This is a genomic window from Hoeflea sp. BAL378, assembly GCF_000759435.1.
Classification (GTDB): Bacteria; Pseudomonadota; Alphaproteobacteria; order Rhizobiales; family Rhizobiaceae; genus Hoeflea.
On sequence record NZ_JRJG01000009.1, the window covers coordinates 26059 to 49788 of the forward strand.

Below are 23730 nucleotides of genomic sequence, written 5' to 3' on the forward strand. Positions count from 1 at the left end.
GTCATTCTCCCCTCGGATAGCGTTGCGATTCTTCCAGAATGTTGAGGTCCATGTGGTTGCGCATGTAGCGCTCCGAAGCCTTCTGCAGCGGCTGGAAATCCCACGGATAGTAGCTGCCGTTCCTCAGCGCCTCGTAGACCACCCAGCGCCGCGCCTGGCTCTCGCGCACCTCGGCGTCGAAGCGCGCCATGTCCCAGCGGGCGAGCCGCTTGGCGGTGAAATCCGCGAGCACATCCGCATGGGCCGGGTCGGCGGCGAGATTGGTCAGTTCCTCGGGGTCTGCGTCGAGGTCGAACAACTGGTCGGGGTCGAGCGCGCAATGGACATATTTCCACTTGCCCTCGCGAATGCCGACCAGCGGCGCGTAGGACCCTTCCGCGGCATATTCCATCAGCACCGGCGCGGTCCGCGTCCCGCCCTGCAGGGTGGGCACGAGGCTCTCGCCGTCGGTCCAGGGCATGATCTCGTCCATCGAGATGCCGGCGAGGTCGGCCAGCGTCGGGGCGATGTCGAGGTTGGACACCGGCGCCCGGTGCAGGCCGGCGGGAATGCCCGGGCCGGCGATCATCAGCGGCACCCGCGCGGAGCCTTCGAAGAAGCTCATCTTGAACCACATGCCGCGTTCGCCCAGCATGTCGCCATGGTCGGAGCAGAACAGGATGACGGTGTCGTCGAGCATCCGCGTGCGCTTGAGCGTATCGATCAGCTCGCCCACCTTCTCGTCGACATAGGAGATGTTGGCGAAATAGCCGCGCCGGGCGCGGGCGACATTCTCCTCGGTGATGTCGAACTGGGTGTAGTCGCAGGACAGCATTAGCCGCTGCGAATGCGCATCCTGGTCTTCGAACGGGATCGCGCCGACCTCGGGCAGGAGTTCGTTGCGGCCCTCGTAGAGGTCCCAGAACTTGCGCCGCGCCACATAGGGGTCGTGCGGATGGGAGAACGACACCGTCAGGCACCAGGGACGCCGGTCCGCGTCGTCGCTCTCGCGGCTCAGATGATAGAGCTTCTGGTTGGCGAGGAACGCCACCTCGTCGTCATACTCCATCTGGTTGGTGATCTCGGCCACGCCCGCGCCGGTGACGGAGCCCAGATTGTGATACCACCAGTCGATCCGCTCGCCGGGCTTGCGGTAGTCCGGCGTCCAGCCGAAATCGGCCGGGTAGATGTCGGTGGTCAGCCGCTCCTCGAAGCCGTGCAACTGATCGGGGCCGACGAAATGCATCTTGCCCGACAGCGCCGTGTAGTAGCCGGCGCGGCGCAAATGGTGGGCATAGGTCGGGATCGAGGAGACATATTCGGCGGCGTTGTCATAGACCCGGGTGCGGCTCGGCAACTGCCCGGCCATGAATGAGGCCCGCGCCGGCGCGCACAGCGGCGACGAGGTATAGTTGTTCCTGAACCTGGCCGAGCGCTGGGCCAGCGCCTTGAGGTTCGGCGCATGCAGGAAGTCGGCCGGGCCGTCCGGGAAGAACGTCCCGTTGAGCTGGTCGACCATGACGATGAGAATGTTGGGCCTGGCGCCCGCGCGTGCTTCCTTCGTCATATTGTCCTCCTCCGAAGCTCAGAAAGTTGCGTCTCGATGTGGTCCTCCACCAGCGCCACGGCGTCGTGCCGGGCAGGGCCGGCGCCGAGCGCCTTGCGGATGTAGAGCCCGTCGATCATCGCCGCGGCGCCCTCGGCGATGCGCTCCGCGTCGCTTTCGCCCGCCAGCGGCTTCAGGCCGCTCATCAGGTTGGAATGCAGCCGCCTTGCATAGATCGACAGCAGCCGCCCGATCTCCGGCGCGCGCTGCGCATCGACGTAGAACGCCAGCCAGGCGGCCACCACTTCGTCGGAGAACTGCTTGTCGGAAAAGCTCACCGCGATGATCGCCGAGACCCGCGCCCGGTGGTTCGCGGCGGCCTTCAGCGCCCGGTCCGCGTCGGCCCTCAGGTCGCGCAGCAGGGAACGGACCGATTCCGCGATCAGGTGCTCCTTGGAGCCGAAATAATGATGCGCCAGCGCCGGCGAGACCCCGGCGCGCCCGGCGATGTCGGACATGGTGACATGCATGGAGCCGCGCGCGCCGATGGCCTCGATCGCGGCGTCGGTGAGCGCCTTGCGGCGGATCGGCTCCATTCCGATTTTCGGCATCGTGATGACTCCCGGGGGCAAGGAAAAACCGTCATGAACATGCGAAACGAGGGGACAGTGTATTTTTGATTGACTGGTCAATCAATGAAAAACTGCTGGATCCAGTCCTGGCCCGATTCAACCCGAAAAAGTGGCCCGATCACACGTCGATGCAGGGGCAATGTCGTACAAAAATGTGCGACATGTCTTGTCTATCGAACTAAAATGTGCGAATTTGGCTTCGAGAGAAGGCAGGGGCAGATGAAGCGTGAGGCATTGCTCCTGGAGTTGAAGGCATTTGCCCGAAGACAGAACAAGCCCTTCGAGGTCTTTACCGACAAGGGAAAGGGCTCCCATTACCGGGTCTGCTTCGATGGAAGGATGACCACCATTAAATCCGGTGAAAACTGACCCCTGGCTATGTGAGGCTCATCAAGAAACAGCTCGGGATCGACTGATCGCGGGGACTTCACGAACCGAGAGAAAGCGCAAGATCATGCAATATATCTACAGGGCGATCTTGGAAACGGACCCGGATGGCGGGTTCCTGGTCACGTTCCCCGATGTTCCAGGCGCCATCACCCATGGTGCGAGCCGGGCCGACGCCCTCGCAAGCGCCCGCGAGGCGCTGGGTCTGGCCCTGCGCGGCATCATTGCGCAAGATGGCGCCTTGCCTCAGTCGCGGGCGACCGAGGCCGGGTTGGTCGAAATCGCCGTCGATCCCACGACGGCTTTGAAGCTCGCGGTGATCGAGGCCTTTGCGGCAAGCGGTCTGTCCAAGTCTGAACTGGCGCGGCGGCTGGGCAGGCAGGAGACCGAGGCCCGACGTATCCTCGATCCCGACCATCCCACCAAACTTGCCTTGATCGAAGCAGCACTTGCGGTTCTGGGCCGGGAGATTGTGGTGTCGGTGCGTGAAGCGGCCTGATCCCGTCAGCACAAGCCAGACCGCCGACGAGACCTCACACAGCATTTTCCGGCGCTTCGCCGCTGTCCTCCGTCACGGCGGGGACGCCGGTGGCGATCACCGTCTCGCCCACCGGCGCGGGCGAGACCGCGCGGGCCGGCGAGCGCAGTTCGCGGTAGCCGATATAGAGCCCCGCGCCGATGATCAGCGCCATGCCGGCAAGCGTGTTGAGCGCCGGAACCTCGTCCCAGAAGAACCAGGCCGCCGTGGCCGCGAAGGGCAGATAGGCATAGTCGAAGGGCGCGATCAGGCTGGCATTGGCCACCTGGTAGGCGCGGCTCAGGAGAATGTAGCCGGTCATGCCGACCACGCCCAGCAGCGCCAGATTGGCCGCCTGCGCGGCATCCGGCACGATGAACTCGAGCCGCAGGTGATGGAATTCCGGCCCCATCGGCACCAGCGTGGTCACCAGCCAGCCGAGCGGCCAGATCATCACCCCGGACCCGCCGATGGTCCACAGGCCCATGGTCAGGCTGCTTTCGCCGTCGCCCACCCGCCGCGTCAGGATCATCGAGGTGGCGTAGGACAGGGCGCAGAACAGGGGCAGCAGCGCCACCCACTGGAAGCTCTCCTGGCCCGGCGCCATGGCCAGCAGCACGCCGGCGAAGCCCACAACCAGCGCCGCGATCCGGTGAACCCCCATCCTCTCGCCCAGGAACAGCGCCGCCAGGATGCCGATGAACAGCGGCGCCGAGAAGAAGATGGTGGAGACTTCGGCGAGCGGCATGAAGGGAAAGGCCGCATAATACATCGCGAAGCCGGCGGTGAGCAGGAACGCCCGCACCAGGTGGATCCGCCACAGCGGCGTCGTGAGCCGGTGCTTGCCGCCGAGCCAGATGATCAGCGGCGCCAGCACGAGGATGGAGATGCAGGCCCGGGCGAAGATCAGCATCCACAGCGGCTGCGCCCCGAGCAGGTCCTTGATCAGCAGGTCCTGTCCGACAAAGCACCAGGCGCCGCAAAGAATGCAGGCGATTCCCTCGAGCGGACGCGAGGACTGCACAGGCGCGGCGGCGGCGACAGTCATGCTTGGTTCCCATTCCTCGGCCGGCGGGCAAGGCAGGCCGGCGCATCACCGCGCGGTTGCCCGTGAGCAAGGTTCAAGCCATGGCTGATTTTTTCAGGCCCTGCGCGCCTTTCCGCGACACCGCCTCGGAAAAAATACAGCGCCGCCGCCGCGCGCGCCCTTGCCGGCGAACAGTCAGACTGGCCGGCCAGCCGATGCCCGTCGCGCCGGCCGGCATGCGCGCAGGAGACCGGGCCGGGACGCGGGCGCCGGCCAACGGTCGCCCCGCATGGTTAGCCAAGGGTTAACAAATATTCGCTCTTGAAATCAGAGGTTTAGGCGGGGATCTCGGATCCTTGGGGTGCGCGGGCCTGCCGCGCAGCGCCGGCTCCCGCCCTGGATGCAACGATTCCATCGCCGCGGCGTTTCTCCTCAGGCGGCAATCGGGATTTTCCGACCGGCCGCCGCTTCCTGAGCCTGCACCCGCGTTTCAATCCAGGTCGCATCTTCGTGGAAAGGAATTGCATCATGTCCACCGAGCACCTCGCGCAGACCGCCCGAAAGAACTATCTGACCCGGTTCGCCCCGGATCAGGACAATCCTGCCGTGCAGTGGCATAAATGCACCGTCCTGTTCAACATCCTGTACACGTGCAAGGGACTGCGCCAGATCACCAACGCGCAATTGCGGGTGCTGAGCATTTCCGAGACGGGATTGTGCGCCACATCGCGCAGGGACGACATCGCCGACCATTTCTACATCAACATCGGCGAGGACCAGTTGCACATCGCCTGCGCCATCATCGACCGAAAAGGTCCGGTGATGCATATCCGCTTCCTCCAGGACCTGCCGGCCGTGTTCGTGAACGTGGTGGCCTCGCTCGAGGATCCCTTCGTGTTCATGGAGAAGATCCGCCCCGCGCTGTACGGGCTCGAGGGCTACGCCCAGTATCCGGGCCGGCCGGCGCGCGCTGCGCCGGCCGGCCCGGTTGGGTAGGTCGGCGCCCGGCGGCCGAGGCCTGCGAAACCCGTGTGAACGGTCCCGCAGGCGCCGCCGCCGGCAGGCCTCAGGTGAGGCCCGCCGTCAGCGCCGGGTTGGGTTGCAGCACGATCACCTTGGCGCGGCTCTTCACCCGTTCATACAGATCGATGATGTCCTGGTTGAGCAGCCGGATGCAGCCCGAGGACACCGCCTTGCCGATGGAATGGGCTTCCGGATTGCCGTGGATGCGGTAGAGCGTGTCCTCGCCATTGTCGAACAGATAGAGCGCCCGGGCGCCGAGCGGGTTCATCAGCCCGGGCTCCATGCCGCCATTGGCCACCGAATAGGGCTCGAGCTCCGGCTTGCGCGCCACCATGTCGTCGGGCGCCTTCCAGGTCGGCCATTTGCGCTTGTACTGCACCACCGCGGAGCCTCCCCAGGAGAAGCCCTGCTGGCCGACGCCGACGCCGTAGCGCATCGCGGTGCCGCCCTCCTCGACCAGATGCAGGAAGAAGGTGCCGGTGTCGACGATGATCGTGCCCGCCGCCTCGTTGGGGAACGGATTGGGCACGCGCTGGCGCCAGAAGCGTTCGGGCACCACGCCCTGCGGCACCGCCGGGATGGCATAGCCTTCGTCGAGCACCGGGCCGTAAAAGGCGGGCATCACCGCAGCCCGCGGCTCGGGGGCAGGGGCGGGCAGGGTGCGGCTGCCCAGCGAGGTGCAGCCGGAGAGCGCGGCCATCGAGGCCGCGCTGAGAAAAATGCGTCGGGTAATCATGGATGAAGTCCTTTGAGGCTGAAGGGAAGAGGCCGTTGCCGGCCCGTTTCGGCTCAGCCGATACGCGGAGGCCTGAACAGCCTTGAACGCCACAGGCCGCCGGACGTTCCATCGAGCACCCGATCGAACGCCTTGCCGGCTCCGGCCATGCCGATGCCGTCGCGTTCGGGCAGGTAGCCGAGGTCGAGGGCGCAGCTTGACCAGGCCACCGCGCCGCGCTGGCAGCGCTTGGCGGGAACCGCGGTCTTGAGCCCGGTCACCACGCCGGGCCGGGCAAGCTCCGCCGTCTTGAGCGAAGCCGCTGCCTGCGCCGACACCCCGCGCGCAAACGGCCCGGTCAGCGCGAGCGTGACGGACAGCAGACACAGAAGGAGAAGGCGGCGAATGACCATGGCCGGTTTCTTACCGCCAACTGTGGCCAATTCCAGTCAAGACTGCCCGATCCCGATCAAGTTTCGGTGAGGCGGGGGTGGGGGCAGGGGCGGACGGCGGCAGACTTGGTCGAACACCGCCGCGATCCATGGCCGCTTCACGCTGCTGACGAAATCTGGCAGCATGCTAGTGCTAGTCATGGCTCCGCACCATCCATCCAGGAGTTCTCCCATGCTTACGCTCTATCATGCCCCCCAGTCCCGCTCGTCGCGCATCATCCGCCTGCTCATCGAGCTTGGCGTGATGGATCAGGTCGATGTCCGCATCGTCTCCATCGCCCGCCAGGACGGATCGGGCGGCGCCGATCCCGCCAATCCGCATCCCGAGGGCAAGGTGCCGCTGCTGGTCCATGACGGGGTGGAGATCTGGGAATCCTCCGCCATCATCCTCTATCTCACCGAGCTGTTTCCCGATGCGGGCCTCGGCGCCCGGGTGGGCGACGCCGATCGCGGCCGCTATCTGAGCTGGCTCGCCTGGTACGGCGACGTGGTCGAGCCGGTGATCGTCTTCCAGGCGGCCGGTCTCAGCCATCCCTTTCTTAACGCAACCTTCCGCGGCCCGGCCGAAGTCACCGCGCGGCTGGTTGCCCAGCTTGAAAAGACCGACTTCCTGATGGGATCGCGGTTTACCGCGGTCGACCTGCTGCTGACCTCGCCCTATGTCTGGTTTCCCGCGGCCACGCCGGATGTGCCGGTGATCAGGGACTGGATCGCCCGCTGCCAGGCGCGCCCTTCCGCGGACGAGGCCGTCGCGTTCGATCGGGCGCACATGGGAGCCTAGATCCGCCGCCCGCCGCGAAAAGCCGCAGGGCCTGGCCCCCCTTGGGCCCGGCCCGCGGCGCGACCTGTGCGCTTCTCCCCTTTACAAAGCCGCGCGCGCGCTCAAAATGCGCGCCGACGACAGACAAGATTCACGGAGACGCATTTCATGACCGCCTGCATTATCGGTTGGGCCCACACGCCCTTTGGAAAACTGGCCGACGAGACCGTCGAGAGCCTGGTGACGAAAGTGGCGCGCGAGGCGATCGAGCATGCCGGGCTCGAGGCCTCCGACATCGACGAGATCTATCTGGGGCATTTCAACGCCGGCTTCTCGGCCCAGGATTTCACCGCGAGCCTGGTGCTGCAGGCCGATGACGCCTTCCGCTTCAAGCCCGCCACGCGGGTGGAAAACGCCTGCGCCACCGGCTCCGCCGCCGTGCACCAGGGCATCAAGGCGATCCGCGCGGGTGCTGCGCGCCGGGTTCTGGTCGTCGGCGTCGAGCAGATGACGACGACGCCGGGGCCCGAGATCGGCGCCAACCTGCTTAAGGCCTCCTACCTGCCCGAGGACGGCGACACGCCCGCGGGCTTCGCCGGCGTCTTCGGCAAGATCGCCCAGGGCTATTTCCAGAAATACGGCGACCAGAGCGACGGGTTGGCTGCCATCGCCGCCAAGAACCACAGGAATGGCGTCGAAAACCCCTGGGCGCAGATGCGCAAGGATCTGGGCTTCGACTTCTGCCGCACCGAGAGCGACAAGAACCCTTATGTCGCCGGCCCGCTCAAGCGCACCGACTGTTCGCTCGTCTCCGACGGCGCCGCGGCCATCGTGCTCGCCGATGTCGCCACCGCCATGCAGGCGCCGCGCGCCATCCTGTTCCGCGCCGCCGAGCACGTGCAGGATTTCCTGCCGATGTCCAAGCGCGACATCCTCGCCTTCGAAGGCTGCGAACTCGGCTGGAAGCGGGCCTTCGCCAATTCGAAGACCTCGCTCGACGATCTCTCCTTCGTCGAGACTCATGACTGCTTCACCATCGCCGAACTGATCGAATATGAGGCGATGGGGCTGGCCAAGCCCGGGCAGGGCGGGGCGCTGGCCATGAGCGGCGAGACGGCGAAGGACGGCCGCCTGCCGGTCAATCCCTCGGGCGGGCTGAAAGCCAAGGGCCACCCGATCGGCGCCACCGGCGTGTCGATGCATGTGCTGAGCTCGATGCAGCTTGCCGGCGAGGCCGGCGGCATCCAGGTCAAGGACGCGACACTCGGCGGCATCTTCAACATGGGCGGCGCCGCGGTCGCCAACTACGTCTCCATCCTCGAGCGGATCCGGTGAGCGCCGGCCTCGCCGCCCATCGCCTCGCCGGCCATGTCGTGGTCACCGGCGGCGCCTCGGGCATCGGCGAGGCCACCGTTCTCATGCTGATCGACGAGGGCGTCGCCGTCTCCATCCTCGATGCGAGCGGAGACGCGGTGACCCGCACCGAGGAACGGCTCGAGGGCGAGGATGTTCTGGCGCTCAACTGCGACGTCACCGACGAGGAGGAGGTGGCCGAGTGCCTGGCCCAGGCCGTCGACGCCTTCGGCCCGGTCACCGGCCTCGTCAACTGCGCCAGTATCGATCGCGACCTGCCGGCGGAAAAGACCAGCGCCGAGATCTTCCGCCAGGTCCTCGACGTCAATCTGACCGGCAGCTTCATTGTCTGCCGCGCCTGCCTCGACCAGATGGGCGACACGCTGGCGATCGTCAATCTCGCCTCGGTCGCGGGCCAGCGCGCCAATGCCGGCCGCGTGGCCTATGGCGCGTCCAAGGCCGGAATCATCCTGATGAGCCAGGTGCTCGCCAATGAATGGGGCGCCTCGGGCGTCCGCGTCAACGTGGTCGCCCCCGGCGCCATCGACACCGCGCCCAGCGCCAGGGCGCCCTCGATCGACGACCGCAGGCTCTGGACCGCCCACACGCCGCTCGGCCGCTACGGCCGCGCCGACGAGGTGGCGAGCGCCATCCTGTTCCTGCTCTCCCCCGCGGCGAGCTACATCAACGGCCAGGTGCTGACCGTCGACGGCGGCTTCGCCTCCTCGGGGATCGTCGCCGGGCGGTAGGCCGGGAAGCCGTCAGTCCCTCGTCTCGCGCGGCTGCGGCGCGGCGGCCGGAGCGGCCTCGGAGCGTGTCCGCCACAGCGACAGCGCCACCCCGCCCGCCAGGATCGCGGCGGTGACGCCGAGCGACAGCGCCGGCGGCACCTTCTCGATGCCGAGGAATTCGGCCGCCAGCACCTTGCCGCCGATGAAGATCAGCACCAGCGACAGCGCTGCCTTGAGGTGGACGAAACGGTGCAGCATCGCCGAGAGCGCGAAGAACAGCGCCCTCAAACCGAGGATGGCGAAGATGTTGGACGTGTAGATGATGTAGGGGTCGGTGGTGATGGCGAAGACGGCGGGGATCGAATCCACAGCGAAGATGGCGTCGGCGAGTTCCACCATCACCAGCGCCAGGAACAGCGGCGTCATGTAGAGAAGCGTCCTGTCGCCGCTTGCCGCGGGCAGGCGCACGAAGAAATGCTCGCCATGCAGGCGGTCGGTCACGCGGAACCGGCTGCGCATGAACCGGAGCACCGGATTGGCGGCGACATCGTACTCCTCGTCGCCGTCCCGCATCATCTTGATGCCGGTGAAGATCAGGAAGGCTGCGAAGATCAGCAGCACCCATTCGAAACGCTCGACCACCGCCGCGCCCGCGCCGATCATGAGGCCGCGCAGCACGATGACGCCGAGCACGCCGTAGACGAGCAGCCGGTGCTGATAGGCCCGGGGCACGCCGAAATAGGAGAAGATCACGGCGATGACGAAGATATTGTCCATCGCCAGGCTCTTCTCGATCACGAAGCCGGTGAGATAGGTCACCGCGGCCCGCTCGCCGAGCTGCTGCCAGACCCAGACCGAAAAGCACAGGCCCACGGAAATGTAGAAGGACGACAGCCACAGGCTCTCGCGGATGCCGATCTCGTGCGATTTGCGATTGAGCACGCCGAGGTCGAAGGCGAGCAGCGCAAACACGAGCGCCAGGAACACGGCCCACGTCCACAAGGGCGTGCCGAGCATGTTGAAATACATGAAGTCCAAGTCGAAAGCCTCCGAGACGATCCGCCCGCATTTAGCCTGATCGCGGCCGCATGCGGCCAGGATCCCCCGCAAGGAACGAAAATCAGAGCCTGCCATAGATCGGGATTGCCGGCGCGAATTCAATCGGCTGACGAAAAGATAGTTTCTCCCGCCCCGGATCCCGGCCGGCCTTGCCGACGACCGGGCGCGCCGCTCCCGGAAAGTCGGGTTTGTCCTGAATTTCTGCTTGCAGGTAAAAGTCTATAAAATGATCGTAAAAATGTCCGCGTTAAAGTTAATTCTTTGTTAAACGGCAGGCAAAGGACAAATGTATTGATTAGTTTTGGGCTCGACAGTAACGTTCCGCATGTATTGTATCCTGTCGGGACATCAGATGACGGAAAATTTAAACATTGCCGAGTTTATATATGTAAACTCCAGATCCCATCCGCAGCGATCAGCCATTGTCTGTGGCTCCGACGCCGTTAACTATTCGGACCTTGCGCTCAAATCCCGCACTCTTGCCCGGCAGATCCGCCCCGGACTGACCCATGGCCGCTGTGGAATCCTCGGGTCGCGCAGCATCGAGGCCTGCGTCGCAGTTCTCGGCATCGCCTGGGCGGGCGGCACCTATGTTCCGCTCAGCCTGAAATACCCCGAGCAGCGCCTCGTCGACCTGCTCGACCTGCTCGATCTGGACGTGCTCATCGTCGATCAGGCGGGCTTCAAGCTGCTGAGCGGCCCGGTGCGTGACCACTGCCCGGATCTGCTGCTCGTGCCCACCGGGACCCCGGGCGAGTTCGAACCCGAAGGCCGCGCCGCACGGTTCGCCGCCGGCGACGATCTCGCGCGACCGGTTCCCGTGGCGCCTGACCATCTCGCCTATATCGAGTTCACCTCCGGCACCACCGGCAGGCCCAAGGGCGTCATGGTCAGCGCCGGCGCGGTCGCGAGCTACATCGACGCCATGCGCGGCTGGTATGATTTCGGCCCGGAGGACCGCGCCGCCGAGACCTGCGACATCACCTTCGATCTCTCGGTGCACAACATGCTGATGATCTGGCAGGCGGGCGGCTGTCTGTATATCATGCGGCCGCTCGATCTCGTCGCGCCGGCCCGCTTCATCGCCAGGCACGCGATCACCACCTGGCTCTCGGTGCCCTCGCTGGTGGCCATGATGAAGCAGACCAGCGCGCTCGCGCCCGGCTCGCTGCCGTCGCTGCGCATCTCGCTGTTCTGCGGCGAGCCGCTGCCGGTCGAGATCGCCCGCGACTGGGCCGCGGCCGCACCCAACTCCGTCGTCGACAACATCTACGGCCCGACCGAGGCGACCATCGCCTGCCTGCGCCAGCCCTGGACCGAGCCCGGCGTCGTCACGGCGTCGCGCGGCATCGTCGCGATCGGCCATGCCTATCCGGGCATGAAGGCGATGATCGTCGACGCCGACCGCCGTCCGGTCGCCGATCTGACCCCGGGCGAGATCGCGCTTAGTGGACGGCAGCTTGCCGAGGGCTATTTCGCGCAAGGTCCGCTCACCGCGGAGCGCTTCCCGATGATCGATGGCGAGAGGTGGTACCTGACCGGCGACAGCGGCTACCGCGACGCGGACGGCGTGTTCCATCACCTCGGCCGGCTCGACAACCAGGTCAAGGTCAACGGCCACCGGGTCGAGCTCGAGGAGATCGACATGCAGATCCGGCGCGCCGCCGGCACCGACATGGCCTGCGCCGTGGCCTGGCCGGTCTCTCATGGCAGCGCGCAAGGAATCGTCGGCTTTGTCGCCGGCGGCCGGGCCGGCGGCGACGAGATCCGCGCCGCGCTGCGCGATTGCCTGCCGCCGCACATGGTTCCGGCCCGGATCCATGTGCTTGAGACGCTGCCGCTCAACGGCAATGGAAAGGTCGACCGCAAGGCGCTGCTCGCCCGGCTCGACCATAACGAAGTACCCACCCAGCCGGAGTTGGCGTCATGACCTCGCTTGATCTTCCCGCCCGTCAGCCCAAGCCGCTGGCCGGGCTCAACCCGCTCAGGCTGCGCGAGCTGTGGCTCGGCATGGACAGCAACGGCCGCGTCCTCCAATGGGCGCAGTCGAGAACGGGGATCGCCGTGCTGCACGCGGCGTTCCTGCTCTTCATGGCGCTCCTGCCGGTGGTCCGCACCAAGCATCTGGCGATCATCGCCGTTGCCCTGGTGCTCTCGGCGCTTCTGCCGGGCCGCCGCGCCCTCGTGCTCGCCGGCATGGGCACGCTCTACTTCCTGCTCAGGCCGTTCAAGAGCGAAGACCACTACCAGTATTTCGGCGAGATCTGGCGCGAGGCCTCCGTGCTCACGGGCAGCGCCCAGGCCGGCATGGTCCTGTGCGGCGCGGCCTTCCTGGCCCTCGTGCTGCTGCTCATCGAAAACCAGCGGCGCAGGCATGTCCCCGTCCTCGCCGAACGCCCGGTCCTGTCGCTGTTCCTGGTCGGCGTGGCGCTGACCGCCGTCACCTTGCTGGTTCCGCGCGGCCATGCGCTGTTCACGCTGGCCTGGCTTGCCGTCGCCTATGTCTCGGCCACCTTCTTCTTCATCGGCTATATCCTGATGGGCGTCAGGCAGAAGCCCGCTTTGTCCAACGCCACCTTCCTGGGCTATGTCCGCCCGTTCTGGGCGGAGAGCATCGTGCCGATCAAGGGCCCGGGCTACCTCTCGAAATTCGAGGCCCATGATGCGGACGCGATGGCCCGGACACGGCTCAAGGGGCTGAAGCTCGTCGTCTGGGCGGTCATCCTGTTCTGGGGCGGCGACCTCGTCTTCCGCGAGATCGTCCATGCCCGCCTCGGACTGCCCCATTTCGAGCCGCTGATCCGGTCGGTCGCCGCGGGCGAGGCCCATTCGGTGGCGCTCAACTGGCTGGTGGTGGCGGTGCATTTCCTCGAGAAGGTGCTCATCGTCGGCGCCTCGGTCCACGCCTTCGTGGCGGTGATCCGCATGGCCGGGTTCGCCATTCCGCGCGGCATGGTCCGGCCGCTCGCCTCGCGCACCATTTCCGAATATTGGGGACGCTATCTGTTCTATTTCAAGGAACTGTTGTCGGATTTCTTCTTCTTCCCGACGTTCCAGCGCTGCTTCAAGAAGCATCCGCGGCTCCGCATCGCCTTCGCCACCTTCATGGCGGCGTTTGTCGGCAACATCCTGTTCGACGTCATCAGCCAGGCGCCCGGCTTCGGCCTCGACGGCTGGGCCGCCACGATCGACAATTTCCAGTCCTACACGGTCTATGCCGGGGCGCTGACGCTCGGGATCATCTGGTCGCAGCTCTACCAGACCCAGCCCAGGCCGGAGGACGGTTTCGTCCGCTACCAGGTGGCGCCGCGCGTCCTTGTCCTGGGCTTCTTCGGCCTGCTGCAGATCTTCGATGACTCCTCGGGCATCGTTTCCTTCAGCGACCGTTTCACCTTCTTTGTCAGCCTGTTTGGAGTGAACTGATGCATCTGGATAAAACACACGCCGTCCGCGCGGCCCTGTCGGACCTGCTCATCGAGCGCGGCCAGTCGCCCCATTTCGGTGACACAGACTCCCTGTTCGACAGCGGCAGGCTCGATTCGCTGGCGGCGGTGAAGCTGCTGATGATGCTCGAATCGGAGTTCGGTCTCGACCTCAGCGACCCGGATTTCGAGATCGCCCGGATCGACAGCCTGGCGGCGATCCTCGACCTGGTCGGCGAGGGCGCCCCGGCCTGACGCCGGCTGTCCTTGCCCGGGCGACGTGAGGCGGCCTAGCCGCGCCGTCCGATCGACACGCCCACGGCGGTCGCGCCGATCACCAGCGCCATGCCGGCCCATTGCCAGGCGTTGAACCATTCGCCCAGCGCCGCCGCGCCGATGGCGGTGGCCACCACCGGGCTCGCGAGCGCCAGATAGGCAGTGGACGGCCCCAGCCGGCCGATGCCGCGGGTCCAGACGAAATAGGAAAACGCCGTGCCCATGAGCATCAGCCAGCCATAGCCGAGGATCTCGGTGAGCCCGGGCGCCGGCGGCAGGCCCTCGACCATCAGCGCCACCGGCATCAGCATCGCGCCGCCCAGGATCAGTTGCCAGGTGGTGGTCTCGAGCGGCGTGCCCATCCGGCCCCAGCGGTCGATCAGCAGCGTGCCCGCCGCCATCGACAGGGCCCCGCCGATCGCAGCCGCCACGCCGATCGGGTCGGGCCGCGCCTCGGGCGACAGCACCAGCAGGCCGACGCCCGCGACGCCCGCCACGCCGGCGAGGATCTGCACCGGATGTGGCGCCCGGCCGATGAGCCAGGCCGAGATCAGGATCACCACCAGCGGCTGGATCGCGCCCAGCGTCGCCGCCAACCCGCCCGGCATCCGGGCGGCGGCCACGAACAGCAGCGCGAAGAAGATGGCGATGTTGGTAAGCCCGATCGCCGCATGGCGCCTGAGCGCCGCCGCCGGCGGTATCCGCGGATTGAGCGCGAGCAGGATCAGGCCCGCGGGCAGCGCCCGCATCGCCCCGGTCAGCAGCGGATGGCTCACCGGCAGCGTTTCGGTGAACACCGCATAGGTGGTTCCCCAGAGCATCGGCCCCAGGAGCGTGATCAGGATGGTGCGCAGCATGAGAGGTGAGGGCGGTTCCGGTGGGTCGGCCCCAAGCTTACCGATCCATCGCCGCGGCGCAATCGGGAAACGGGACGGCGACCGGCCCGGCCACCGCCTAGCCGATCAGTCCCGGCCGCAGGCCTTCGGCGAGCAGGGCGCGCACCCTGGCCGCCGCTTCCGCCTTGGTCACCCGGCCGTCGCCATTGGCGTCGAGCCCGCGGTTGAGCTTGTAGGCGACCGATCCCTTGCGGAACAGCACATGGCCCGGCTCCCGGCCCACGGCGCGGGGATAGAGCACCGCCATGTAGGCGCTGTCGAGATCGCCCATCCGCCCGGCATAGGGGGCCAAGTATTTTTCGACATAGTCGAGCTGCTCGAGGGCGCTCATGGTTGCTAGCCGCGCGGTGGTCGTCCCGAGCGCCTTGGCCGTCGCCGGCATGAACTGGATCAGGCCCGTGGCGCCCGACCCGGCGCGGTTGGTGACGGCGGGGTCGAAGCTGCGGCCGGTCTCGAAGGCCATGATCGCCATCAGGTGGTCGGGCTCCATCTCGAGGCGGCGGCACAGCGCGATGGTCTTGCGCTTGAACGCGTCCGGGACCTTCGCGCCCCAGGCGATCGCGGGGTCCGTCCGGGCCGCCGATGGCGCCGGCATCGGCAGAGCGGCGGCGGCGGCGGCGGATGGGGCCTGCCGGCGCGGCAGCCAGGAAAACAGCGATGAGAACAGGGAAATCTGGGCCATGAGAGGGTCTCCGGTGGGTGTGGGTGAAAGCTATGTGCCGCAGACAAGTCTAAGACCGGATCCAGAGGCGGGGACGTTTGGCGAGAACAAGGTCCCTATGCTTCCCGGGGCGCGGACGCCGCCGCCCGCCGGTCGCGGCCGGATCCCGACGACGGAACGGGGCCGAAAGATCCGTCTTTTCAGGTCATTGACGGAGGTGGGTGGCGCACGGCGTGCGCCGCGGACAGGGCCGCGGCCGCGGACTTGCACGGCATCGCCGGTCCGCGGGTGCACGCCGTTTCTTCCCCGCCCCTTGCCCAGGACGCCCGCTTCTGCGATCACTCGGGCGCACGAGCCGGAGGTGAGATCCGCTCGAACGTCCCGTCACAGCCAGGAAGCACGCCCCATGCAAAATCCCGTCCTCGTCGAAGTCACCCGCGGTCCGATGGTCGAAAGCCGGCATCGCGGCATGGCCGTGGTCATCGATGGCGACGGCAAGGTGGTGATGAGCCTGGGCGAGGTCGCAACGCCGGTGTTCCCGCGCTCGGCGGTCAAGTCGATGCAGGCGCTGCCGCTGGTGGAAACCGGCGCCGCCGACCGCTACGGCTTCGGCGACAGGGAACTGGCGCTTTCCTGCGCCTCCCATTCCGGCGAACCCGAACACATGCGGTTGGCTCTCGACATGGTGTCCCGCGCCGGCCTCTCCGAAGCCGATTTCGAATGCGGCCGCCACTGGAGTTCGGAGCAGGCGGTGCTGATCGCCCAGGCCCGCGCCGGTGACAAGCCCAACCAGCTCGGCAACAACTGCTCGGGCAAGCACGCCGGCTTCCTCTGCCTGTCGTGCCATGCGGGCGTCGATCACCACGGCTATGTCGGCTACGACCATTTCGTCCAAGCCTCGGTGCGCGACGCCATGGCCGATCTCACCGGCGCAAGCCTCGGCCACGACAATTGCGGCACCGACGGCTGCTCGATCCCGACCTATGCCGCGCCCTTGGACAAGATCGCGCTCGGCTTCGCCCGCATGGCCTCGGGCGCGGGCCTCGGCACGGAGCGCGCCAAGGCGGCGAAGCGGCTGATGGCGGCCTGCATGGCCGAGCCCTTCTATGTCGCCGGCACCGGCCGCGCCTGCACCGCGCTGATGAGCCTCGCGCCGGGCCGGATCTTCGCCAAGACCGGCGCCGAGGGCGTCTTCTGCGCCGCCATTCCCGAGAAGGGCTACGGCATCGCGCTCAAATGCGAGGACGGCTCCACCCGCGGCGCCGAAGCCATGATCGGCGCGGTGCTGGCCAAGCTGTTCTCGGATGATGAGGAACTGTCGGCCAGGCTCGCCCAATGGTCGAACAAGACGATGAAAAACTGGAACGGCATCGAGGTCGGCCGGATCCGGCCGGCGGGCGAACTGGCCTGAACCGGGCGGGGCCTGCGGCGAATGGGCGGACGGCGGGTTTAAAAGCCGTCCTCGCCTTGATCGCCTGCGTCGCCGCCTCTATGTCGGGGGACCGGCTTGATCCCGAGCCCCGACTTTCCGATCATGGAGCTTTCCTTGTCCGCATTTGAGAACCTGCCCGTTGCCCCGACAGCCGAGAAGCGGCCGCTCACCGACACCCGCCATGGCATCAGCCGCACAGACGACTATGCCTGGATGCGCGACGGCAACTGGCAGGCGATGTTCAAGGATCCGGCGCTGCTCGACCCGGCGATCCGCGCCCATCTCGAGGCCGAGAACGCCTATCAGCAGGCGGCGATGGCCGACACCGCGGCGCTGCAGAAGACCCTGTTTGCGGAAATGCGCCGCCGCATCAAGGAAGACGACAGTTCGGTGCCCGCGCCCGACGGCCCCTTTCTCTATGGCGTCCGCTACGTCACCGGCGGCGAGCAGCCCAAGTATTTCCGCACGCCGCGCGACGGCGGGGCCGAGCAGATGATGCTCGACGGCGACCTCGAGGCCGAAGGCAAGGCCTACTTCCGCCTGGCCGGCGCCGGGCACTCGCCCGATCACGCCTCGATGATCTGGGGCTATGACGACAAGGGCTCGGAATTCTTCACGCTCAAGGTGCGCGATCTCGCCACCTGCGAGGACCGCGCCGATCTCATCGAGAACACCGGCGGCGGCGGCGCCTGGTCGGCCGATTGCACCGGCTTCTTCTACACCGCGGTGGACGACAACCACCGCCCCAGCAAGATTTTTTACCATCGCCTGGGAACCGCCCAGAGCGAGGACGTGCTGATCCGCGAGGAGACCGATTCAGGCTTCTTCATGGGCGTCCACGGCTCGAGCCTCAACGATTTCATCCTGATCGGCATCAACGACCACGAGACCTCGGAATGCTGGGTGCTGCCCGCGGGCGACCCCACCGCCAAGCCGCTGCTGGTGGCCGGGCGCCAGACCGGCGTCGAATATTCACTGAGCGAAGGCGGCGACGTCTTCTTCATCCTCACCAATGCCGACGGCGCCAAGGACTTCAAGATCTGCCAGGCCCCGGTGACCGCGCCCTGGCGGGAGAACTGGATCGAAGTCGTGCCGCACAAGCCCGGCCGGCTGATCCTCTCGGTTAGCGCCTACCGCAACCACCTGGTCTGGATGGAGCGGGAAAACGGCCTGCCGCGCATCGTCGTGCAGGATCGCACCACCGGTGAAGAGCACGCCATCGCCTTCGACGAGGAGGCCTATGCGCTGGGCTTCCACGGCTCGATGGAATATTTCACCGACACCGTCCGCTTCAGCTATTCGTCGATGACGACGCCATCCGAACTCTACGACTACAACATGGCGACCCGCGAGCGCACGCTGCTCAAGCGCGACGAGGTTCCCTCGGGCCACACGCCCGCCGACTATGTCACCCGCCGCGTCATGGCGCCGGCGGACGATGGCGAGCTGGTGCCGGTCACGCTGCTCTACCGCCGCGACACGCCGATCGACGGCACCGCACCCTGCCTGCTCTACGGCTACGGCTCCTACGGCATCGCCATCCCCGCGGGCTTCAACACCAACTGCCTGTCGCTGGTCGACCGCGGCTTCATCTACGCCATCGCCCATATCCGCGGCGGCAAGGAAAAGGGCTTCGCCTGGTATGAGGACGGCAAGCGCGGCAAGAAGGCCAACACCTTTTCCGATTTCATCGCCGCCGCCCGCTATCTCGACCGCGAGAACTTCACCTCGCATGAGCGCATTGTCGCCCAGGGCGGCTCCGCCGGCGGCATGCTGATGGGGGCGGTCGCCAACATGGCGCCCGAGGCCTTCGGCGGCATCATCGCCGCGGTGCCCTTCGTCGACGTGCTCAACACCATGCTCGACGACACCCTGCCGCTCACGCCGCCGGAATGGCCGGAATGGGGAAATCCCGTGGCCTCGCCCGAGGACTACAGGACCATCGCCGCCTATTCGCCTTATGACAATGTGCGGGCGCAGGCCTATCCGCCGATCCTGGCGGTGGCGGGGCTGACCGACCCGCGGGTGACCTACTGGGAGCCCGCCAAATGGGTGGCGCGGCTGCGCGAACTTTCGACCGGCGATGCGCCGGTGCTGTTCAAGATCAACATGGCGGCGGGTCACGCCGGCGCCTCGGGGCGGTTCCAGAGGCTCGAGGAAATCGCCTTCGAATACGCTTTCGCGCTGAAAGTTGTCGGCAAGGTTTAGATCCGGTTTACCAGTCTGGCATGAAACGGGGCAGGTGGGTTCCGCGGAAAATGCCCGAAAACCAAGGTTTATGCCTGGAATTTCGAAGCAAGCCGGCACATTGCTTAAAATTGCGCGAACCGCGTTAAGTCAATTCTTACGGACCCTGGTGTATCTGTCTGGATAAGCGAATCCAACGGATATGAGGTCCTGAGATGACCAGCACGCCGACGACGACCAGGATAAGGAAACTGCTCCGCAACACCGACGGGAATTTCGCCATGATGGCGAGCATCCTGGTTCCCGTGATCTTCATCGCGGGCAGTCTCGTTCTAGACACCACCAACGCGCTGTCGATGAAGACCGGTCTGCAGAACGCGGCCGACAGCGCGGCGCTCGCCACCACGAGCCAGCTCGCCGAAGGCACCATCACTGAAGACCAGGCGGTCGCCTACGCCACGAAATTCTTCACCGGGCAGGTCTCCGACGATGCCCAGCAGTTCGACGGCTTCACCGCCGTCCCCACCGTCAAGCTGACCAAGACCGGCTCCGGCGCGAAGACCGCCTGGAAGGTGGAAGTGGTCGTGCTGGCGTCGCAGAAGACAACAGGGCTGGCCCGTTTCATCGGCAAGGACAACATCGATGTCGCCGTCAGCGCCACTTCGGAATCGGCCCGCGACGGCTCCAACCCGCTGTCGATGATGCTGGTGCTCGACCATTCTGGCTCGATGTCCTATGCCTCGGGCAGGACCAAGTCCGTCACGGTGCCGAAATATTGCGGATCATGGTGGTGGCAGTATGAATGCGGAACCACGACCGAGGAAGTCGACGTCCCCAAGATCGACGTGCTCAAGGAGGCCGTGGCCAACCTGACCGCGCATATCCAGGAATCCGATCCCACCAACGAATATGCCCGCATGGGCGCCGTCGCCTACAACAACAAGACCAACAGCAGCGACAAGCTCAACCTGTCCTGGACCAAGTCCAAGGTCACCGACTTCGCCAATGCGCTCATCGCCGAGGGCGGCACCAACTCCGAAGCGGCGATGAAGTGGGGCTTCGATCAGATCACCGACCCCGGCGAGGTCACCGAGCATTTCACGAAGAACAAATCGAAGAGCCCGAAGACCTTCATCGTCTTCATGACCGACGGCAAGAACGAGACCGGGTCGGACTGGGGCGATGACCAGGCCGACAAGAAGACCAAGGAACATTGCCAGTCTGCCAAGGACAAGAAGGTTCTCGTCTTCACCGTGGCGTTCCAGGCGCCGCAACGCGGCAAGAACCTGCTCAAGGCCTGCGCGTCGGGCGACAGCTACTACTATGACGCCGAGAGCGCCGACGAATTGACCAAGGCCTTCAAGGATATCGGCGAGGAAGCCGTCAAGCAGGTCACCCGCCTGACCAACTGAGCCCACCCGGGACGAGAGCGCCGTCCATCCTCCACCGGATGGGCGGCGCTTTTGCGTTCACTCCCAGCCGTTGGGCCGTTCCGGCAGCGCCTTGAGATAGGCGGCGATCGCCTCCCGGTCGCCGCTTGTCAGCCGCGCCATGTTCTTCTGCACCTTGACCATCGAGCCGCCGACGCTGTCGAAATCCGGCGTGAAGCCGCTTTCGAGATAATAGGCGATGTCGGTGGCGCTCCAGCCGCTGATCGACTTGCCGCCCGGGGTGAGATTGGGGATCACCCCTTCGCCTTCGGGATTCTGCGCGCCGGCAAGCCAGGCGTCGCCGACGAAGCCGCCCAGCGCATTGCGCGGCGTGTGGCATTCGCCGCAATGGCCCGGGCCTTCCACCAGATATTGCCCGCGGGCGATCTGCGCATCGTCGCCTCCGAGCGCCACGCGCGGCTCGTCGGAGAAGAACAGGAGCTTCCAGCCGCCGAGCGAGCGGCGGATGTTGAACGGAAACGGGATCTCGTGGGGCAGGGAGGCGGTGGCGCTTTCGGGCAGGGTCCCGAGGAAGGCGAACAGGTCGGCGATGTCCTGGTCGCTCATCCGCGCGTAGGAGCCATAGGGAAACGCCGGATAATAGTGTCCGCCGTCGGGCGACACGCCGGCGAGCATGGCATTGGCGAATTGGGCCACGCTCCAGCCGCCGATGCCCGCTTCCGGGTGTGGCGAGATGTTGGGGCCGATGAAGGTGCCGAAATCGCTGGCGAGCCGGACTCCGCCCGAAAGCACCAGTTGCTCCTCGCCGGCCGCCTCCGGGGCGGCGTGGCAGGAGACGCAGCCGCCGGCCCAGAACAGGGTCTCGCCGGCCTGGGCGTCGCCTTCAAGTTCGGAAATCGCCTCCAGCCGTTCCGGCGCCACCGGGCTAGGCGCGGTGGCGACGAAGGCCACCGCAGCGCCGGCCACGGCGGCCAGGCCCAGTCCGAGCGCCAGCCGCTTCACGGCCGGCGCCCGGGATGTGCGGGATCGGGCGTCAGCCGCATCAGCTCTTCTTCAGGCGGTAGGTCTCGTGGCAGGAGCCGCAATTCTGCGTGAGCGGGCCGAACACCGCCTTGAGCCCGTCGAGATCGGCGGGGGCTGCGGCAACGGCCGCGTCCGCATCTTCCTTGAACTCGGCGACCTTGGCGTCGAAGCCGGCGCGGTCGGTCCAGATCGCAGGCGCTGCTTCCGTCTCGAAGCCGGTTTCCGACCCTTCCGGGAAATGCTCGCCGAAGGTTGCGGCCACTTCGCTGATTTCGGTCAGCGCAGCCAGCGCCGCGGCGGCGTCGAACGGGCTTTCGCCCTTGACCATCTTGGCGAGGGTACCGACATCCGCGCCGTTCTTCTTCATCATCTCCTGGCGAACCACCTGCGGTTCGTCGGCGGCGATGGCCGGTGCAAAACCGGCGGCGCCGATGAGGGCTGCGGCAAACAAGGTCCGAAATTTCATGAAGTTTCTCCTGTTGAGTGATGCGGTTGATGAACTGTCCCTAGGGCATCGTTACATGGAGCGCATGACAGGCAAATCAAGTTTAGGTGATCGCCGCGTTACCGGAGACGGTGTGCCGCATCCGGTCCCGCATCGGCGCACGGCACGAAAAAGCCCGGCGCTTCACGCGCCAGGCTGCGTGCAGTTCCGGTCGAAGAGCGTGGATCAGCGCGCTGCTTCGTACATCTCGGCGACATGATCCCAATTGATCAGGTTGTCGACGAAGGCTTCGAGATATTTCGGCCGCGCGTTGCGGTAGTCGATGTAATAGCTGTGCTCCCACACGTCGCAGCCCAGCACCGGCGATGCGCCGTGCATCAGCGGGTTCTCGCCATTGGGCGTCTTCATGATTTCGAGCTTGCCGTTCTTGACGGCGAGCCAGGCCCAGCCGGAGCCGAACTGGCCGACGCCTGCGGCCACGAAATCGGCCTTGAACTTGTCGAAGCCGCCGAGGTCGGACTGGATTGCCTTTTCGAGCGCGCCCGGCATCTTCGAGCCGCCGCCGCCCTTCTTCATCCACTTCCAGAAATGCAGATGGTTGTAGTGCTGGCCGACATTGTTGATGAGCCCGGCGTTCTTCTCGTCATAGGCCGCCTTGCAGATCTCCTCAAGGGACTTGTCCTTGAGCGGGCTGCCTTCGAGCAATTCGTTGCCCTTGGTGACATAGGCCTGGTGGTGCTTGTCGTGGTGGAATTCGAGCGTCTCGCGCGACATGTAGGGCGCAAGGGCGTCGTAATCATAGGGCAGGGCTGGCAATTCGAGGGCCATGGGTCTCTCCTCATGTGTGATTGATCGCGGGGCTTGTACGCCCCGTCATGCGCGCCAACATAGGCTGGCGTTCTCCAGCAGGCAACGGGGCAGCGGCAAAAAGGTTCCCTTGCGCCCCCTCGCGCCGGCCTCCCTTCTCCCCTCGTGGGAGAAGGTGTCAGCGAAGCTGACGGATGAGGGGGCCATGCCTCAGCGCGCGGCCAGCGCCAGCCTGGCGCCCATCAGCGCGAACAGCGAGGCGAACGAGCGCCTGACCAGCCGCATCACCCGGGGCCGCGCCATCACATGGTCGCGCGCCTGGGCGGCGAGCAGCCCGTAGACCACGAACACCACGAAGGTCAGCGCCATGAACACGGCTGCCAGCTTGAGCATCTCCCCGGTGGCGCCGGGCGCGGCCGGATCGACGAATTGCGGCATGAAGGCCAGGAAGAACACGGTGAGCTTGGGGTTGAGCAGGTTGATGAGGATCCCGGCTCCGGCGATCCGCAGCGGACCGGCCGCCGCGCCGCCTTCGGCCGCGCCCTGCGGCGATGCGCCGATCGCCAGCGTGCCGGTGTCGCGCCACATCTGCCAGGCCATGTAGAACAGGTAGATCACGCCCAGATATTTGAGCGTCTGGAACGCCAGCGCGCTTGCATGCATAAGCGCCGCCAGCCCCATGACCGAGGCCGCCACATGCGGCACGATCCCGGCCGTGCAGCCCGCCGCCGCCGCCATCGACGCCCGCGCCCCGCGGGTGAGCCCCATCGCCAGCGTGTAGAGCACCCCGGTTCCGGGGAGCAGCACCACGATCAGCGTGGTGATCAGGAATTCGATGGACATGGCGCGGTCTCCGGTGGGAATGGGACGAGATTGGCCGAGCGGGGTGGGGGATGTCAATTGGAGATGGCGGCGCTTTTCCTGCCTTGAGAGGAAGTCTCCCATCGAGAGCCCCTGCCTCCCCTCGAGGGTGTCAGCAGGACGGGACGAGACCCGTGGCTCGTCCCAA

23 protein-coding genes are annotated in these 23730 nt (G+C 66.3%); 11 read left to right on the forward strand and 12 right to left on the reverse strand.

What is annotated here, in order from left to right; translation table 11 throughout:
• Window position 1: 1 nt before the first annotated feature.
• Window positions 2-1546: a choline-sulfatase gene (gene betC, locus LL06_RS03080; protein ID WP_035522003.1), complete on the reverse strand. Its 1545-nt coding sequence runs from the start codon at window positions 1544-1546 to the stop codon at window positions 2-4.
• The gene (gene betI / locus LL06_RS03085) at window positions 1543-2136 is read right to left on the reverse strand and encodes a transcriptional regulator BetI (protein ID WP_035522006.1); all 594 of its coding nucleotides are present in this window, start codon (window positions 2134-2136) and stop codon (window positions 1543-1545) included. The genes betC and betI overlap by 4 nt, the downstream gene beginning before the upstream one ends.
• A 475-nt stretch (window positions 2137-2611) precedes the next feature.
• Here betI and LL06_RS03095 point away from each other — a divergent pair, with 475 nt between their 5' ends.
• Complete coding sequence (locus tag LL06_RS03095) at window positions 2612-3043, forward strand: type II toxin-antitoxin system HicB family antitoxin (protein WP_035522009.1); 432 nt, start codon at window positions 2612-2614, stop codon at window positions 3041-3043.
• Window positions 3044-3077: 34 nt separating this feature from the next.
• Here the strand turns inward: LL06_RS03095 and LL06_RS03100 are convergent, their stop codons facing one another.
• Window positions 3078-4109 carry a DMT family transporter gene (locus LL06_RS03100; RefSeq protein WP_035522012.1) on the reverse strand — a complete coding sequence of 344 codons (1032 nt, stop codon included), beginning with the start codon at window positions 4107-4109 and terminating at the stop codon, window positions 3078-3080.
• Window positions 4110-4616: 507 nt separating this feature from the next.
• Here LL06_RS03100 and LL06_RS03105 point away from each other — a divergent pair.
• Entirely contained in the window at window positions 4617-5084 is a 468-nt protein-coding gene (locus LL06_RS03105; RefSeq protein ID WP_035522014.1) for a hypothetical protein, read from the forward strand.
• 70 nt (window positions 5085-5154) lie between these two features.
• Here LL06_RS03105 and LL06_RS03110 read toward each other — a convergent pair whose 3' ends face one another.
• On the reverse strand, window positions 5155-5847 hold the full coding sequence (locus LL06_RS03110) for a L,D-transpeptidase (protein WP_035522016.1): 693 nt from the start codon (window positions 5845-5847) through the stop codon (window positions 5155-5157).
• A 53-nt stretch (window positions 5848-5900) separates the two neighbouring features.
• Window positions 5901-6239: a hypothetical protein gene (locus LL06_RS03115; RefSeq protein WP_035522018.1), complete on the reverse strand. Its 339-nt coding sequence runs from the start codon at window positions 6237-6239 to the stop codon at window positions 5901-5903.
• A 211-nt stretch (window positions 6240-6450) separates the two neighbouring features.
• Here LL06_RS03115 and LL06_RS03120 point away from each other — a divergent pair, with 211 nt between their 5' ends.
• The 3 genes from LL06_RS03120 to LL06_RS03130 all read left to right on the forward strand — a co-directional run bounded on the left by LL06_RS03120 (window position 6451) and on the right by LL06_RS03130 (window position 9140).
• The gene (locus LL06_RS03120; protein WP_035522021.1) at window positions 6451-7059 is read left to right on the forward strand and encodes a glutathione S-transferase family protein; all 609 of its coding nucleotides are present in this window, start codon (window positions 6451-6453) and stop codon (window positions 7057-7059) included.
• A gap of 147 nt (window positions 7060-7206) precedes the next feature.
• The gene (locus tag LL06_RS03125; protein ID WP_035522025.1) at window positions 7207-8373 is read left to right on the forward strand and encodes an acetyl-CoA acetyltransferase; all 1167 of its coding nucleotides are present in this window, start codon (window positions 7207-7209) and stop codon (window positions 8371-8373) included.
• Complete coding sequence (locus LL06_RS03130) at window positions 8370-9140, forward strand: SDR family NAD(P)-dependent oxidoreductase (protein ID WP_244447033.1); 771 nt, start codon at window positions 8370-8372, stop codon at window positions 9138-9140. Before LL06_RS03125 ends, LL06_RS03130 begins: the two co-directional genes overlap by 4 nt.
• A gap of 12 nt (window positions 9141-9152) precedes the next feature.
• Here the strand turns inward: LL06_RS03130 and LL06_RS03135 are convergent, their stop codons facing one another.
• Window positions 9153-10160 carry a TerC family protein gene (locus tag LL06_RS03135; protein WP_052161159.1) on the reverse strand — a complete coding sequence of 336 codons (1008 nt, stop codon included), beginning with the start codon at window positions 10158-10160 and terminating at the stop codon, window positions 9153-9155.
• A 373-nt stretch (window positions 10161-10533) separates the two neighbouring features.
• Here LL06_RS03135 and LL06_RS03140 point away from each other — a divergent pair, with 373 nt between their 5' ends.
• Genes LL06_RS03140 through LL06_RS03150 form a run of 3 tightly spaced genes read left to right on the forward strand, consistent with a single transcriptional unit; the run spans window position 10534 to window position 13858 of the window.
• Complete coding sequence (locus LL06_RS03140) at window positions 10534-12111, forward strand: AMP-binding protein (RefSeq protein WP_052161160.1); 1578 nt, start codon at window positions 10534-10536, stop codon at window positions 12109-12111.
• Entirely contained in the window at window positions 12108-13604 is a 1497-nt protein-coding gene (locus tag LL06_RS03145) for a hypothetical protein (RefSeq protein ID WP_035522028.1), read from the forward strand. The genes LL06_RS03140 and LL06_RS03145 overlap by 4 nt, the downstream gene beginning before the upstream one ends.
• Complete coding sequence (locus tag LL06_RS03150; RefSeq protein WP_035522030.1) at window positions 13604-13858, forward strand: phosphopantetheine-binding protein; 255 nt, start codon at window positions 13604-13606, stop codon at window positions 13856-13858. Before LL06_RS03145 ends, LL06_RS03150 begins: the two co-directional genes overlap by 1 nt.
• A gap of 35 nt (window positions 13859-13893) precedes the next feature.
• Here the strand turns inward: LL06_RS03150 and LL06_RS03155 are convergent, their stop codons facing one another.
• Both LL06_RS03155 and LL06_RS03160 read right to left on the reverse strand, forming a co-directional pair.
• Window positions 13894-14736 carry an EamA family transporter gene (locus tag LL06_RS03155; RefSeq protein ID WP_035522032.1) on the reverse strand — a complete coding sequence of 281 codons (843 nt, stop codon included), beginning with the start codon at window positions 14734-14736 and terminating at the stop codon, window positions 13894-13896.
• A 97-nt stretch (window positions 14737-14833) separates the two neighbouring features.
• A complete protein-coding gene (locus tag LL06_RS03160) occupies window positions 14834-15457 on the reverse strand; it encodes a transglycosylase SLT domain-containing protein (protein WP_081963617.1) in 624 nt (207 codons plus the stop codon).
• 385 nt (window positions 15458-15842) lie between these two features.
• Here LL06_RS03160 and LL06_RS03165 point away from each other — a divergent pair, with 385 nt between their 5' ends.
• The 3 genes from LL06_RS03165 to LL06_RS03175 all read left to right on the forward strand — a co-directional run bounded on the left by LL06_RS03165 (window position 15843) and on the right by LL06_RS03175 (window position 20467).
• Entirely contained in the window at window positions 15843-16847 is a 1005-nt protein-coding gene (locus LL06_RS03165; RefSeq protein WP_035522035.1) for an asparaginase, read from the forward strand.
• Window positions 16848-16970: 123 nt separating this feature from the next.
• Window positions 16971-19076, forward strand: coding sequence for a S9 family peptidase (locus LL06_RS03170; RefSeq protein ID WP_035522038.1), 2106 nt, complete (start codon window positions 16971-16973; stop codon window positions 19074-19076).
• 194 nt (window positions 19077-19270) lie between these two features.
• Window positions 19271-20467 carry a TadE/TadG family type IV pilus assembly protein gene (locus LL06_RS03175; RefSeq protein WP_035522040.1) on the forward strand — a complete coding sequence of 399 codons (1197 nt, stop codon included), beginning with the start codon at window positions 19271-19273 and terminating at the stop codon, window positions 20465-20467.
• A 57-nt stretch (window positions 20468-20524) separates the two neighbouring features.
• On the opposite strand, the gene LL06_RS03180 is transcribed toward LL06_RS03175, so the two are convergent.
• The 4 genes from LL06_RS03180 to LL06_RS03195 all read right to left on the reverse strand — a co-directional run bounded on the left by LL06_RS03180 (window position 20525) and on the right by LL06_RS03195 (window position 23564).
• Entirely contained in the window at window positions 20525-21448 is a 924-nt protein-coding gene (locus tag LL06_RS03180; protein WP_035522043.1) for a cytochrome c, read from the reverse strand.
• Between the two features lie 40 nt (window positions 21449-21488).
• Window positions 21489-21935 (reverse strand): cytochrome c, encoded by a 447-nt coding sequence (locus LL06_RS03185; protein WP_035522046.1) that lies wholly within the window; start codon window positions 21933-21935, stop codon window positions 21489-21491.
• Between the two features lie 204 nt (window positions 21936-22139).
• Window positions 22140-22742: a superoxide dismutase gene (locus LL06_RS03190; protein WP_035522050.1), complete on the reverse strand. Its 603-nt coding sequence runs from the start codon at window positions 22740-22742 to the stop codon at window positions 22140-22142.
• Window positions 22743-22931: 189 nt separating this feature from the next.
• A complete protein-coding gene (locus LL06_RS03195; RefSeq protein ID WP_035522053.1) occupies window positions 22932-23564 on the reverse strand; it encodes a LysE family translocator in 633 nt (210 codons plus the stop codon).
• Window positions 23565-23730: the final 166 nt, after the last annotated feature.